General features: G+C 67.3%; 11 protein-coding genes. 8 read left to right on the forward strand and 3 right to left on the reverse strand.

What is annotated here, in order from left to right; translation table 11 throughout:
• Positions 1–8 precede the first annotated feature (8 nt).
• From QX094_RS00620 to QX094_RS00630, 3 genes are all read left to right on the forward strand, one after another.
• Positions 9–1,601 (forward strand): MBL fold metallo-hydrolase, encoded by a 1,593-nt coding sequence (locus QX094_RS00620; protein ID WP_316187463.1) that lies wholly within the window; start codon positions 9–11, stop codon positions 1,599–1,601.
• 257 nt (positions 1,602–1,858) lie between these two features.
• Positions 1,859–3,976, forward strand: a complete 2,118-nt coding sequence (locus QX094_RS00625) for an OmpA family protein (protein WP_316187465.1) — start codon at positions 1,859–1,861, stop codon at positions 3,974–3,976.
• Between the two features lie 12 nt (positions 3,977–3,988).
• Positions 3,989–5,722, forward strand: a complete 1,734-nt coding sequence (locus QX094_RS00630) for a cell envelope biogenesis protein TolA (RefSeq protein WP_316187466.1) — start codon at positions 3,989–3,991, stop codon at positions 5,720–5,722.
• 196 nt (positions 5,723–5,918) lie between these two features.
• Here the strand turns inward: QX094_RS00630 and QX094_RS00635 are convergent, their stop codons facing one another.
• Both QX094_RS00635 and QX094_RS00640 read right to left on the reverse strand, forming a co-directional pair.
• Positions 5,919–7,502 (reverse strand): MDR family MFS transporter, encoded by a 1,584-nt coding sequence (locus tag QX094_RS00635; protein ID WP_316187468.1) that lies wholly within the window; start codon positions 7,500–7,502, stop codon positions 5,919–5,921.
• 168 nt (positions 7,503–7,670) lie between these two features.
• Positions 7,671–8,183 carry a YcgN family cysteine cluster protein gene (locus tag QX094_RS00640; protein ID WP_315753066.1) on the reverse strand — a complete coding sequence of 171 codons (513 nt, stop codon included), beginning with the start codon at positions 8,181–8,183 and terminating at the stop codon, positions 7,671–7,673.
• A 342-nt stretch (positions 8,184–8,525) separates the two neighbouring features.
• Here QX094_RS00640 and QX094_RS00645 point away from each other — a divergent pair, with 342 nt between their 5' ends.
• The 5 genes from QX094_RS00645 to QX094_RS00665 all read left to right on the forward strand — a co-directional run bounded on the left by QX094_RS00645 (position 8,526) and on the right by QX094_RS00665 (position 14,204).
• Positions 8,526–10,805 carry a PBP1A family penicillin-binding protein gene (locus QX094_RS00645; protein WP_315716129.1) on the forward strand — a complete coding sequence of 760 codons (2,280 nt, stop codon included), beginning with the start codon at positions 8,526–8,528 and terminating at the stop codon, positions 10,803–10,805.
• 14 nt (positions 10,806–10,819) lie between these two features.
• Positions 10,820–11,401, forward strand: a complete 582-nt coding sequence (locus tag QX094_RS00650) for a DUF1214 domain-containing protein (RefSeq protein WP_315716128.1) — start codon at positions 10,820–10,822, stop codon at positions 11,399–11,401.
• Positions 11,398–11,982 (forward strand): DUF1254 domain-containing protein, encoded by a 585-nt coding sequence (locus QX094_RS00655; RefSeq protein ID WP_316175904.1) that lies wholly within the window; start codon positions 11,398–11,400, stop codon positions 11,980–11,982. The genes QX094_RS00650 and QX094_RS00655 overlap by 4 nt, the downstream gene beginning before the upstream one ends.
• Before the next feature lie 119 nt (positions 11,983–12,101).
• On the forward strand, positions 12,102–12,605 hold the full coding sequence (locus QX094_RS00660) for a CYTH domain-containing protein (RefSeq protein ID WP_316175903.1): 504 nt from the start codon (positions 12,102–12,104) through the stop codon (positions 12,603–12,605).
• A 108-nt stretch (positions 12,606–12,713) separates the two neighbouring features.
• Entirely contained in the window at positions 12,714–14,204 is a 1,491-nt protein-coding gene (locus QX094_RS00665; RefSeq protein WP_315716125.1) for an acetyl-CoA hydrolase/transferase family protein, read from the forward strand.
• Here QX094_RS00665 and QX094_RS00670 read toward each other — a convergent pair.
• Positions 14,191–15,039: an MBL fold metallo-hydrolase gene (locus tag QX094_RS00670; protein WP_315716124.1), complete on the reverse strand. Its 849-nt coding sequence runs from the start codon at positions 15,037–15,039 to the stop codon at positions 14,191–14,193. The two genes, QX094_RS00665 and QX094_RS00670, sit on opposite strands and share 14 nt — an antisense overlap.
• Between the last annotated feature and the right edge of the window lie 36 nt (positions 15,040–15,075).

The raw sequence follows: 15,075 nt of genomic DNA on the forward strand, positions 1-15,075 counted from the left end.
ACCGCCGCATGAGTGTGACCGTTCGCTTCTGCGGTGCCGCGCATACCGTCACCGGGTCCTGCTATCTGGTCCAGACCGACAACGGCCAGATGCTGATCGACTGCGGGCTGTTCCAGGGTCCGAAGACGCTGAAGGAGCTCAACTACGGCGACTTCCCATTCCGTCCCGCCGACATCGACGCCGTGCTGCTGACGCATGCGCATATCGACCATAGCGGCCTGCTGCCGAAGCTGGTGCGCATGGGCTTCGACGGCAAGATCTTCGCCACGCGCGGCACCATCGATCTCTGCTCATGGATGCTGCCCGATGCCGGCAACATCCAGGAGCAGGAGGTGCTGGCGCTGAACCGCCGCAGCATCGCGCGCGGCCGCGGCGAGGTCAGCCCGATCTACACCCAGGCCGACGCCATCGCGGCGCTGCAATACTTCCAAGCCGTCCCCTACGAGACCTGGACCGAGATCATTCCAGGCGTTCGCGCCCGCTACTGGAATGCCGGCCATCTGCTGGGCTCCGCCTCGATCGAGATCGAATTCGCAGGACAAGGCGCCGATGGCGGACCGCTGCGGCTGCTTGCCTCCGGCGATGTCGGGCCCGACGCCAAGCTGCTGCAGCCGGACCCGAAAGCGCCGGAGGGCTTCGACTACGTGATCTCGGAGGCGACCTATGGCGACCGCATTCGCGAGCCGACCACGCCGGAGTTGCGCCGCGGCCGTCTGGCCGGCGAGGTGCGCGACGCGGCGGCCGCCAAGGGCGCGCTATTGATCCCGGCCTTCGCGGTCGAGCGGACGCAGGAGCTGATCGTCGATCTGGTCGGCCTGATGGAGCGCGGCGAGATTCCGGCCGCGCCGGTGTTCCTGGATTCGCCGCTGGCGATCCACGCCACCGAGGTGTTTCGCGCGCACACCGAGAGCCTCGACGGCGGCAGCGATGTCGGCCGTCTGTTGTCGTCGCCGCATCTGCGCTTCACCGAGACGGTCGATGAAAGCAAGGCGATCGCCAAGCTGACCGGATTTCACATCGTCATCGCCGCCAGCGGCATGTGCGATGCCGGTCGCATCCGCCATCATCTCAAGCGCTGGCTGTGGAACAACCGCGCCACCGTGCTGCTGGTCGGCTATCAGGCCACCGGCACGCTGGGGCGCTTCCTGCAGGACGGCGTCAAGGCGGTGCGCATCCAGGGCGAGGAGATCAAGGTCGCGGCACGCATCCGCATGATCGACGACTATTCCGGCCACGCCGACGGCGCCGAGATCGCCCGCTGGATCGCGGCCCGCCGCCCGATCGCGCGCGGCCTTTTTCTGTCCCACGGCGAGGATGCCGCGATCGCGGCGCTGGCAGCGCGCGTCGCCGAGCGGATCGTGCCGACCGCGAAAGTGTTCTCCCCCCTGCTCGACGACGTCTACGAGCTGACGAGCGCGGTGCCGACGCCGCTCGACGTCGCGCGCCGGCGGCGGCTGGCACCGGAGGCGGTCACCCGGCTGGACTGGCACAACGACATGTCGGGCCTGCTGCTCGACATCCACGAGCGGATCGAGCAAGCCGCCGACGATCGTGCCCGCGGCGTCATCATCCGCCGCCTGCGCCGGGCGCTGGAAGAGTGATGCGAGCGGCGTAGCCGCGAAGGCCGCGCCTGCGATGTTCGTCGTCGAACGGTCACACTTTGATCGCACCTTGAGGGACCATCAGGTGCGGTGCGAAGCTCGCAGACGGCGACGCTCTCGCAGCTTGTGCATATTGAAACACACAACGTGCCGACGGCTGGTCTCCGAGAGCTGTTCTGATAGGCTCGACACGTGGTTCATGACAACGGAACGATCCGGGTGAACCGGGCGCAGGTGGGGAAACGAGGGGCTCTCACATGCATCAACCATCGAAATGGTGGGCGGGACTGATCGCTGTTGCCGTGCTCTGGCTCGCGGCCGTGAGCTTCAAGACGGCTGATGTCGAGGACGACATTGGGCCGCGGGCACGCGCCGCCGTCGCGGCCGCCGTCCCCGACACAGCCGCGGCCCTCAAGGTCACGGTCGCGGGCCGCGACGTTCGCATCGCAGGGCCGGAGTTCAGTCCCGATCAGGCGACGAAACTGGAGGACGCCGCATCGGTCAGCGGCGTCCGGCTCGTCGAAGGCACCTACGACAAGCTGCCGACACCGAAGCCCTATGCCTTCCGCGCCACGCGAAACGGCGGCCAGCTCGTGCTCGAAGGCGCGGTGCCGACGCCCGCCGTTCGGAATGCCGTGCTCAATGCCGTCCGTTCGTCCGGTGGTGAAGTGGTCGATCGCCTCTCCTATGCGCTGGGAGCTCCGGCCGACTTCGCGGCCATCGCGAGCCATGGATCGGTCCAGGCCGCCAAGCTCAATGGCGGCACGTTCGCGCTCGCGGACAAGGCCTATTCGATCGCGGGTGCCGCCGCCGCATCGGACGTCTATGAGGCTGCCGTCGCGGCGACGCGGCAGCTGCCGGGCGGCGCCGTGCTCGACAAGGTGGCGATCCTGCCGCCGGAGGCAAAGCCGTTCATCTGGAGCGCGGTTCGCGAGGGCAACACGCTGGTGATGTCCGGCGTCGTTCCGAATGACGATATCAGGCGCGCGCTCGAGGCCGCCGCGATCAAGGCCTGGCCCGGCGCGTCGGTGATGCATCACATGCAGATCGCGCGTGGCGCGCCTGCTGGCGATTTTGGCGCCTACACGTCCTATGCGCTGGCGGAGCTTACCAGGCTGAGCACGGGCCGCGTCGTCATCTCCGACGCCACCTACACGATTTCGGGCGAGGCCCCCTCCACCGCCGCCTACGATGAAACGATGGCCGGGATCGGCAAGCTGCCGACCGGGCTGAGCTTGGCGAAAGCCGAGATTCTGCCGCCGGAGATCAAGCCCTATCGCTGGTCGGCGGAGTTCGACGGCACCGGCTTGAGCCTCACAGGTCTCGCGCCGAACGGAGCGGCCCGCGATGCGATGCTGGGCTCCGCCAGTGGACAGTTCGACGGCAAGCCGATCAAGAGCCAGATCGGCATCGCCCGCGGCGCCCCGGATGGCGACCTTGCCAAAGCGAGCGCGAGCCTGCTGCAGCAGCTCGCCAGGCTGTCGCAGGGGCGCGCCGAGATCAACGACACCCAGGTGTCGCTCAGGGGCGTCGGACTCGCCAACGTCACCGGCGCAGCCGTGCGCGAGCAACTGGCCGGCGCCCTGCCCGCGCCGTTCGCGCTCGCGTCCATCGACGTCCGCGACGGCCCGGTCTCGCCTTACGCGTTCGGACTGCAGAAGCAGGACGGCCGTGTCATGCTGAGCGGCTACGTGCCTGATGACGCCGCCCGCCGCGATCTCGTCGAGGCCGCCACAACGACCTTCATCACCGAGACGGTCGAGGACGGTCTGAAGATCGGCGACGGTGCGCCAAAGGATTACGTGCAGTCGCTGAAGGCGACGTTCCCGGCGCTGGCGCGGCTGTGGTCCGGCGCGCTGACGGCGAAGGACGCGGCGATCACGGTCGACGGGCTTGCCATCTACGACAAGTCGGCCGAGCAGGTCCGCAAGGAGCTCGCCGAGGCGGTCGGCAGCGGCTTCAAGCTCGACGACGTCAAGATCGGCGTCAAGCCGGAAAGCCCGCCACTCGCGGTCGCGGAGTGCCAGCCGGCGTTCAACGGGCTGCTCGCCAAGGGCCGCATCCGCTTCAGCACCGGCAGCGCCGAGCTGAGCCGCGCCTCGCTGGCGCTGCTCGATCACCTGGTCGAGGTTGCGCAGCGCTGCAAGGATGCCGAGATCGCGATCGAAGGCCACACCGACAATGTCGGCGACGAAGCTGACAACATGGACCTCTCCAAGCGCCGGGCGGCGGCGGTGGTCGGCTACATCGGCGACGCCGGCATCGACACCACGCGCATGACCTCGGAGGGCTACGGCCAGACCAAGCCGGTCGTCTCCAACGACACGGCCGAAGGCCGCGCGCAGAACCGCCGCATCGAATTCGTCGTCAAGTGAGGCGCTGACATCATGATGTACGACCTTGCGACATTTCCGTTCTGGATCATCCTCGCCGTCGGCATCGGCGGCTTTGTCGGCTGGCGCACCTGGTCGGACGAGCCGCGGCCGGACTGGCTGAGAAGCTGGCTGCTGCCGGCGACGCTCGCCCTCGTCATCGGGATCCTGATGGCGCTGCTGACAGTGCTGCCCGGACGTGCCGGCCTGTGGCTCGAGGTCGGCCTGCTGATGGTCGGCGCCTATGTTCTCGGCTGCCTGATCGGCGGACAGCTCAAGGAATATGTCGGGCTGGGTGACACCAGTGCGATGTCGCCGGGCGGTCCTGGAAACAGCGTCGCGTTCGCCGGCGCAACCGCGGCGGCTCGTCCTTGGGCGGACAGCCCGTCCCCGGCTTCGCAGGCCGCAGCCAGCGTCGAGGCCGATCGCCTTGCCACTGAAGCTGCCGCAAACGCTGAAGCCGAACGTGTTGCGGCCGAAGCCGCTGCAAGGGCGGAGGCCGAGCGTCTAGCCGCCGAAACGGCCGCAAAGGCCGAGGCTGAGCGGCTCGCCGCGGAAGCCGCGGCAAGGGCCGAGGCTGATCGCCTGGCGGCTGAAGCCGCAGCGAAGGCCGAAGCCGAACGTCTCGCTGCCGAGGCGGCGGCGAACGCCGAGTCCGAGCGCCGTGCTGCGGAGGCCGCCGCGAAAGCCGAAGCCGACCGCCTCGCTGCGGAAGCAGCCGCGAAAGCAGAGGCCGATCGTGTTGCGGCAGAAGCGGCTGAAAAGGCCGAAGCCGAACGCTTGGCCGCCGAAGCAGCGGCGAAAGCCGAAGCAGACCGTCTTGCGGCAGAGGCCGTTGCGAAAGCCGAGGCGGAAGCCCGGCGTCTCGCGGCCGAAGCGACCGCCGAGGCCGAGGCCGATCGCCTCGCCGCCGAAGCGGCCGCACGCGCGGAAGCCGATCGCCTGGCCGCCGACGCCGAGGCGGAACGGCTTGCCGCCGAGGTCGCCGCATCATCGGCCCCGGAGAGCCCGGCCTCGGCCGACGACAGACCGCCGGCCCTGCCCGCCCCCGAGGGCGCCGCCGACGATCTCAAGCTGATCAAGGGCATCGGACCCAAGAACGAGCGCGTCCTCAATGACATCGGCGTGCATCATTTCAGCCAGATCGCGGCGTGGACGCCTGACCATGCGCGCTGGGTCGGCCATCACATGGCCTTTCCCGGCCGGATCGAGCGCGAGCACTGGATCGCGCAGGCCAAGCTGCTCGCGGCCGGCCTCGACACCGCGCATTCCAGCGCGGTGAAGTCCGGCGCGATCACCATCGACGAACACGCCGACGCGCCGCTGAGCGAGGACGAGGCGAGCTACCTCCTGGCCCACCTGCCGGCGCTGATGCCGCCCGTCGAGAACGAGGACGTCCACGGCGGCGCCCGCCCGCTCGGGCTCGTCGCGCCGCGCGGCGGCCAGGCCGACGATCTCAAGCTGATCAAGGGCATCGGCAAGCAGAACGAGGCGCGGCTGCACGGCCTCGGCATCTGGCATTTCGCGCAGATCGCGGCCTGGACCGCCGAGCACGCCAAATGGGTCGGCTCGTATCTGGCGTTCGCAGGACGAATCGAGCGCGAGCAATGGATCAGTCAGGCCAAGGAGCTCGCAGGCGGCGCGACCACGGAATTCGCCCGCCGCGTCGAGGCTGGTCTGGTCAAGTCATCCGCCGACGACGGCTCCCGCGGGCAGGACAACGTCGAGATCGTGCAACCACGCGAGTAGCGGCGCCAACTGGAGCATGATCCGGAAAAATGGAAACCGGTTTTCCGAAAAGATCATGCTCAAACAAAGAGATGAGATCACGATGCGATTCCGTGGAATCGCATCATGATCTCAACGAATCGTCGGGTGTGCAAAGGCGCTGACTTGCCCTCTCGTCACGCGCGATGGTGATGGCGCCGTGCCCACCCTGCTTTCCTTACTCGGCGAGCTCGACCGCCTCGCTGCGCGACGGGCCGGCCAGCGGCCGCTCCTCCATCAGCATCATGCAGACGGAGGCGCAGGCCAGCATCGCGGTGGCCGCGGCATAGACGAAGCGGAAGGCATGGATCATGTCGGCTTCCGCGATGCCGCTGACCGCGCCATGGGCGCCCTCCGCCAGCGAAATGTCGGCGCCCAGCGCCATCAGCAGGATGGCGCTGAAGGCCGCGACCGTGAACGAGGACATCATCGAGCGGAAGAAGTTCATGGCGCCGGTGATGGTGCCGATCTGGGAGCGGTCCACCGCGTTCTGCAGCGACACCACCGAGATCGGGAACGCCGTGCCGAGCCCGATGCCGTAGATCGACAGCAGCGCCATCAGCACCCAGAGCGAGGGCGTCGTCACCGTCATGACCGCGGCGGCGATGGTGCCGATGATCGTGCCCACGATGGCGACGCGCTTGTAGTGCTTGACCCGGGCCATGGTGCGGCCGGCAACCGCGGCGCCGAGGGTCGAGATCGCCGCGATCGGAATCAGGCCGAGGCCGGCCTGGCTCGGGGTCAAATGATAGACCAGTTCGTAATAGAGCGGCAGATGGACCGTGAGCCCGATCAGGGCGCCGAGTGCGCAGCCGCTCGCCAGCATGCCGTAGGGCACCACCGTGCCGCCCATCAGCGCCAGCGGCAGGAACGGCTCATCGGCCCGCTTGGCGTGCCAGACGAAAGCCAAGCCGAGCGCCACCGCGCTGCCGATCATCGCCAGCAGGGTCGGCGACAGCCAGGCCAGCTTGTGGCCACCCCAGGTCAGCACCAGCATGAACACGACGGCCGAGGCCATCAGCAGCAGGCCGCCGGCCCAGTCGACCTTGCGCAGCCGGTGATAGACCGGCAGCCGGCCCATCTTGGGCAGCAGCAATGCGAGCGCCGCGATCGCGAGCGGGACATTGATCCAGAAGATCATCGACCAGTGCAGATGGTCGGCGAAGAAGCCGCCGATCACCGGCCCGAGCAGGCCGGCGAGCAGCCAGACCCCGCTGAAATAGGCCTGGTACTGGCCGCGCTCGCGCGGGCTGACGACGTCGGAGATCACGGTCTGGACCACCGGCATGATGCCGCCGCCGCCGAGCCCCTGCAGGCCGCGGGCGAGGATCAGCACCGGCATGTTCGGCGCCAGCGCGCAGACCACCGAGCCGACCACGAACAGGCTGAGCGCGGTGATGATCATCGAGCGGCGGCCATAGATGTCGCAGAGCGTGCCGAACACCGGCGCCACCGCGGTCGACGCCAGCAGGTAGGCGGTGATCACCCAGGAGAGATTGGTGACGTCCTGAAACTCGCGGCCGATGGTCGGCAGCGCGGTCGCCACGATGGTCTGGTCGAGCGCGGCCAGGAACATCGTCAGCAGCAGGCTCATCAGGATGGTGCGCACCTCGGCCTGGGTCAGCGGCACCGGCGGCGCAAGCGACGGCGCATCCTCGATCGCCTGAACCTGCGGCGGAATGGCCGGCAGCTCGGCGGCGATCTCTTCGGGCAGGGATTGGGACGCGGCAGGGTAATGCGTCTGCCGATCAAACTTGTTCATGGGATGAATGCCGTGCCCGGGCGCGACGACGCCGCGCGGATTCGCTGTCTGGCGAACTACTTAAGGCATAATTTTCCCGTGCGGCAGCGGGTCGGGTGCATGGGTGCATTCCGACAGCACGGGAACGGTCGCATCATCGTGACTTGCTGCGGGTGCGAGGTGATCGCGCTATTTCGGCCGTCGCTTCAACTTGGCCCGCTTCGGCAGCAGCACCGGCCACTGCACGATGTGGTCCTCGAGCTGGTCGTCCGGAACGTCGTCCTCGGTGCCCTCGACCCGGCCGCGCACCGAGACGCCGGCTTCATGGACCGTCTGAGGATCGCCCGAGATCAGGGGATGCCACCAGTAGAGATCGCGCCCCTCAGCCACGAGGCGGTAGCCGCAGCTCGGTGGCAGCCAGGTCAGCGTGCGGACGTTCTCAGGTGTCAGGCGAACGCAATCCGACACCTGTTCGGAACGATTCGGGTAGTCCTTGCAGGCACATAGCCCGGCATCCAAGAGCTTGCAGGAAATGTGGGTGAAGTAGATGTCGCCGGTATCCTCGTCTTCCAGCTTCTCCAGGCAGCAGCGCCCGCAGCCATCGCAGAGGCTCTCCCATTCCACCTCGGACATCTCTTCCAAGATCTTGGTTTTCCAGAACATTCCCTCCTGGCCCGAGGGACGTTTGAGCGGTGCGGTCATCGGGCGATTCTCAAAGAGGGCGTGAGGTGGTCGCCATCTAGGTGCCCGGCCCCAAGCCGCGCAAGGGGCTTTGCCGATTACGGCGGCACGTTAGCTTTGTGCATCAAATTGTGAGCGGAACCATTGGTTTGTGACCCCCGCTCGGCTAGATAGATGATTGAGTCACTCCGGCGGCGGCGCCGGCAATGCGGCTTGGGGTCAGGTGCTCGGGTTCGGGCGGCTGACTGTGCAGTGCCATGGGTTTGCCGCAACAATCGCGCAAGACCCTTCGATGGCCCCCAGCCCCACTTGCTGAGTGCTTTCGAAGCCAGCTGACACGCTTTCGAAACGACCAGGGTTCCCGTGCGGCAGATCATTCCAGACGATTGGAAGAAGCGGATCAACAATTTCCGCCTGGATCTCGACGCCCGCTTCGATTCGGCGCTGTTCTCCTCCCTGCGCGGCACCCGCGAGCTGTATGAGCGCTATTCGGCGTTCATGGACCGCTTCTATGTCGGCGGCTGGAAGCGCTGGGTGTTCGTCGAGCCGTTCTCGGAGGCGGCCACGATCGGGCTCGGCGGCCTGGTGCTGATGCTGGCGCTCGCGATCCCCGCCTTCCGGGAAACTGCCGATGAGGACTGGCTGAAGAAGTCCGACCTCGCCGTCACCTTCCTCGACCGCTACGGCAACCCGATCGGCAGCCGCGGCATCAAGCACAATGATTCGATTCCGCTGGAGGACTTCCCGGACAATCTGATCAAGGCGACGCTCGCCACCGAGGACCGCCGCTTCTACGACCATTTCGGCATCGACATTGCCGGCACGGCGCGCGCCCTCGTCACCAACGCCCAGGCCGGCGGCGTCCGCCAGGGCGGCTCCTCGATCAGCCAGCAGCTCGCCAAGAACCTGTTCCTGTCCAACGAGCGCACCATTGAGCGCAAGGTCAACGAGGCGTTCCTGGCGATCTGGCTGGAAACCCGGCTGACCAAGAACGAGATCCTCAAGCTCTATCTCGACCGCGCCTATATGGGCGGCGGCACCTTCGGCGTCGACGGCGCGGCACACTTCTATTTCAACAAGTCGGTGCGCGACATCAACCTCGCCGAAGCCGCGATGCTTGCCGGGCTGTTCAAGGCGCCGACCAAGTTCGCCCCCCACATCAACCTGCCCGCCGCCCGCGCCCGCGCCAACGTCGTGCTCGACAATCTGGTCGATGCCGGGTTCATGACCGAGGGCCAGGTGTTCGGTGCCCGCCGCAACCCGGCCTTCGCGGTCGACCGCCGCGACGAAAGCTCGCCGAACTACTTCCTCGACTACGCCTTCGACGAGATGCGCAAGCTGGTCGACACGTTCCCGAAATCCTACACCGAGCGCGTCTTCGTGGTGCGGACCTCGATCGACATGACCGTGCAGCATGCGGCCGATGAGGCGATCGAGAACCAGTTGCGCCAGTTCGGCCGCGACTATCACGCGACCCAGGCGGCAACCGTCGTCTCCGACCTCGACGGCGGCATCCGCGCCATGGTCGGCGGCCGCGACTATGGTGCCAGCCAGTTCAACCGCGCAGTCGACGCCTACCGGCAACCAGGATCGTCGTTCAAGCCTTACGTCTACACCACCGCACTGCTGAACGGCTTCAAGCCGACCTCGATCGTGGTCGACGGCCCGGTCTGCATCGGCAACTGGTGCCCGCAGAATTATGGCCATTCCTATTCCGGCTCGGTGACGCTGACGCAGGCGATCACCCGCTCGATCAACGTTGTCCCGGTCAAACTGTCGATCGCGCTCGGCGGCAAGGAGGGTCCGAAGGCCGGCCGCGCCAAGATCATCGAGGTCGCGCGGCGCTTCGGCCTCAAGGCGCCGCTGCCCGACACCCCGTCGATGCCGATCGGCTCCGACGAGGTCACGGTGCTGGAGCACGCGGTCGCCTATGCGACCTTCCCGAACAAGGGCAAGGCGGTGACGCCGCATTCCGTACTGGAGGTCCGCACCGGCGCCGGCGATCTGGTCTGGCGCTGGGACCGTGACGGGCCGAAGCCGAAGCAGGCGATCCCGGCCTCGGTTGCTGCCGACATGGCGGGCATGATGAGCCACGTGGTCAGCGAAGGCACCGCACGCCGCGCCGCACTCGACGGCATTCCGACCGCCGGCAAGACCGGCACCACCAACGCCTATCGGGACGCCTGGTTCGTCGGCTACACCGGCAACTTCACCTGCGCGGTCTGGTACGGCAATGACGACTATTCGCCGACCAACCGTATGACCGGCGGCTCGCTGCCGGCGCAGACGTGGCACGACATCATGGTCGCCGCGCATCAGGGCGTCGAGGTCAAGGAGCTGCCCGGCGTCGGCATGGGCGAAAAGCTGCCGCAGTCGGCGTCCGCCGCGATGGCACAGGCCGGCCAGCCGAAGACGCTGGAGATCAAGCCCGGTCCGCCGCCGATCCTGACCCGCCGCGGCGCCGAGGTGCTGGTTCAGGTCGAGAAGATGCTGGACGATGCGGCGCGCCTCGCCGAGAAGGCCGCGCCTGCCGATCCGCGCAAGCCCGGCAAGCCGGTCTCGTCGAGCGCGCTGGCCTTCCCTGAGAATTACGCCGCGGCAACGGCCGACGGCGTCACCACCCCTGCCCTGCGCAAGAACTGACGTCAGCGATCCCCGTGCGGCTGCTCTTCATCACCTTGGTTACGCTCCTGATCGCCACCGGCGTCGGCATCGGCGCGACGTGGATGACGACGACCCGCGGCACCGAGTTCGGTACGCTGACGATCGGCGCCTGGACGGCGCGTCCGAAAACCGGCACGGCCGATGTCGACCCCTATGCGCGCGCGACCATCACCCGCAATGGCGAATTGCCGATCGGCACCGGCGACGGCGTGGCCTTCACCGCCACCACGGACGACAAGAGGAAGCCGCTCGACGGGCGCTGCGACATCCTGGTCAGCGGCGTCACGCCACCCGCCCGGTTCTGGACGCTCACGCTCTACGACCGCAAGGGCCACCTCGTCGCCAACACGCTGCAGCGCTACGGCTTCACCAGCCAGGAGCTGGTACGAGGTGCCGATGGCTCCTTCGAGATTCGTGTCGCCGCGCGCTCGCGCTCCGGCAACTGGCTGCCGACCGGCGGCATCGAGCGCTACGCGCTGATGCTGCGGCTCTACGACACGCCGGTCGGCGTCGCGACCCGCACGCAGCGCGACGCACCGATGCCGTCGATCACGACAGTAGGTTGCCCATCATGACCCGGCTGCTGTTCACGGTCGTGGTCGGCGTGCTGCTCGGCGGCGTGGTCCATCTCGTCAGCGTGCTGGCGCTGCCGCGGATCTCGACCCAGGACGCCTACTCCCGGCTGACGCCGATGACCAAGCTGAACGCCGTGACGCAGTTGCCATTGGCCGATCCCGGCAATTCACCGATGCCGTTCATGGATCCGGCGTTCGCCATGGCGATCTGCCGCTATGATCTGTCCGACGGACCGCTCAAGCTCACGGTTCCGGTGAGCCAGGCCTATACATCGGTGTCGTTCTACACGCGCAACGAGATCGCCTACTACGCCATCAACGACCGCTCCGCCGGCAAGCGCGTGATCGAGCTCAACCTGATGACCGAGGCGCAGCACGAAGACCTGCCCGAGGACGAGGAGATCACGGCCGCCGACCGGCTGATCATCGATTCGCCGACGACGACCGGGTTGATCGTGCTGAAGGCCCTGGCCGCCGAGCCCGGTCTCATGCCGCAGGCGCAGGCCTCCCTTGCAGCGGCAAGCTGCGGCGTACAGACCGAGGCACCGGCCAAGGCCGAGAAGCCGCGCGGCAAACGATAAGTCAATACGACGTCCTGGACGAATTCGACAACACTCTCTTCATCCTTGGTGGCATAGTCGTTGTCGCGCGCCGCTGCTATGATGGATCAGGACGGCGGCGCTTCGCTCAACATCAGGTCATGCCTCTCGAAATCGAACGGAAGTTTCTCGTCAAGTCCGATGCTTGGCGGGATCAGGCGACGCACAGTGAACGCCTTCGCGACGGCCTCGTCGCACGTCAGGACGGCCTCAAGGTCCGCGTTCGCTGCTATGGCAACCGGACGACGCTGTGCGTGAAGAGCGGCCGCCGCGGCCTGACCCGAGATGAATTCGAGTACGATATTCCCGCGGACCACGCCGCGATGCTGTTCGCGCATTGCGACGGACGCATCCTCCAGAAGACGCGTCACTATGTGCCGGCCGAAAGCGGCGTCTGGGAAGTCGACGTCTACCACGACGCGCTCGAAGGCGTCGTCATCGCCGAGATCGAGCTGCCGACCGAAACGACCATCGTGACCCTTCCCGACTGGGTCGGCGACGAGGTCACCGGCGACCCGCGCTACAGCAAGGCCAACATGCTGACGGAGCGCTCGCGGGCGGCGAAAGTCCGGGAGCTGCGGCGCGCGCGCCTTGCAGGGCTGTGATGCACGCACGGGCCGTTGCGGCTTGACCCCTGTCAAATCACCCGTCGAGGGCACACCTTAAACAGCGCGGACTTGGCGGTCTGAACGATCGCGCATGGAGTTTGCACGATGAGTTCATCGCAGGTGATGTCACAGGCGCTGCGCGCCAAGATCATGTCGGCCGACGCGGCGGCCGCGCTGGTCGAGCCCGGCAACCATGTCGGCATGAGCGGCTTCACCGGGTCGGGCTACCCGAAGGCGGTGCCGCTCGCGCTGGCGCGCCGGATCGAAGCCGCGCATGCGCGCGGCGAGCCGTTCCGCGTCGGCGTGTGGACCGGGGCGAGCACCGCGCCCGAGCTCGACGGCGCGCTCGCCCGGGCTGATGGCATCGACCTGCGCCTGCCCTATCAGTCCGATCCAGCGACACGACAGCGCATCAACGCCGGCAGCATCGACTATATCGATCTGCATCTCAGCCATGTCGCACAGTTCGTGTGGTTCGGTTTTCTCGGCCATCTCGACGTCGCCGTGATCGAATGCGCCGGCATCCTGCCGGACGGGCGGCTGATCCCCTCGACCTCGATCGGCAACAACAAGACCTGGCTCGATCTGGCGGACCGCGTCATCATCGAAGTCAATTCGTGGATGAACCCGGCGCTGCTCGGCATGCACGACGTCTATTACGGCACCCGCCTGCCACCGCATCGCAAGCCGATCCCGATCGTGGCGCCCGGCGACCGCATCGGCGAGACCACCTATCGCTGCAATCCGGACAAGGTCATCGCGGTCGTCGAGACCCACGCGCCCGACCGCAACACGAGCTTCGCCGCCCCCGACGACGTCTCCGGCGCGATCGCCGGGCACATCCTGGAGTTCTTCGCGCACGAGGTGAAGCAGGGCCGCCTGCCGCGCAATCTGCTGCCGCTGCAATCGGGCGTCGGCAACGTCGCGAACGCCGTGATGGCCGGGCTCGACGACGGGCCGTTCCCGCATCTCACCGCCTACACCGAGGTGCTGCAGGACGGCATGCTGAACCTGATCCGCTCGGGGCGGATGGATCTCGCCTCCGCGACGGCATTGTCGCTGAGCTCGGAAGCGGCGATCGAATTCAACCGCGAGATCGAGTTCCTGCGCGACCGCATCGTGCTGCGGCCGCAGGAGATCTCCAACCACCCCGAGGTGATCCGCCGGCTCGGCGTCATTGCCATGAACGGCATGATCGAGGCCGACATCTACGGCAACGTCAACTCGACCCACGTGCGCGGCAGCAGCATCATGAACGGCATCGGCGGCTCCGGGGACTTCGCTCGCAACGCCTATCTGTCGATCTTCATGACGCCCTCGACGGCGAAGAATGGGACGATCTCCTGCATCGTGCCGATGGTCACCCATGTCGACCACACCGAGCACGACGTGCAGGTTCTGGTGACCGAGCGCGGCCTCGCCGATCTGCGCGGCCTGTCGCCCAAACAGCGCGCCCGCACCATCATCGATCAGGCGGCGCATCCAAAATTCCGGCCGGCGCTGGCGGATTATTTCGAACGCGCCTGCCGCGATTCGACCGGCAAGCACACGCCGCATCTGCTCGAGGAGGCGTTCCGCCTGCTCAGGCCGGAATGAGCGCTGCGGCCCGATCACCGCAGCGGCACGCCTCGTAGGCGACGGGATCGTGGCTGTTCACGATCGTGACCCGGTCGCCATGGTCGCATTTCAAGCGCCGCAGCCGCTCCTGGTTGGCGACACGCATCGTGCGATCCTGATCGCCCTTGCGCTGGAACAGCCCGAGCAGCAGCGGCATGCGTGGGCGGGCGTCCAGCTGGCCGTGGAAGAAATAGGCATCGCCGGCGTGCAGCAGCCATTTGTCGCCGCGTCGCACGGCGACGCCGCAATGGCCGCGGGTATGGCCCGGCAGCGGAACGATCAGGATGTCGCCGCTGCGATCCACGGCAGCGCGGACACCGCGAAAGCCGAACCAGTCCTCGCCGTCGTCGCCGTAGAACTGCCAGTCGGGACGATGCCGCCATTGGCCGGCGACATAGCGACCGCGGGGCGGCGCCGGAGACCCCTCGACGGCCATCGCATGCTCCCCGCGATGAACGTGCACCTTGGCCTTCGGGAAATCGCCGATGCCGCCGGCGTGGTCCCGGTCGAGATGCGTGAGCAGGATGTGCCTGACGTCGTCGGGCGAGAAGCCCAATGCCTTTACCTGCTGCAGCGCCGTCTCCGACGCATCGAGAAGCGGCGCAGCCTGCCTCACCCAGCGTGCCCCCAATCGTGCGGGCGCGGCGATGTCACCGGTGCCGATGCCGGTGTCGACCAGGACCAGGCCGTCATCGCTTTCGATCAGCAGGCAGTGGCAGACGAGGCGGGCGCGCGCGAACAGGCCGCCGCTGCCGCTCACCAGCCGACCGCCGCGTGGACACATCGTGCCGGTGTTGAGGTGGTGGACGCGCATCGATCTTTTCCTTCATTGCCGATATCGGGCGCATCC

It is taken from the genome of Bradyrhizobium sp. SZCCHNS1050 (assembly GCF_032484785.1).
In the GTDB taxonomy this organism is placed as follows: Bacteria; Pseudomonadota; Alphaproteobacteria; order Rhizobiales; family Xanthobacteraceae; genus Bradyrhizobium.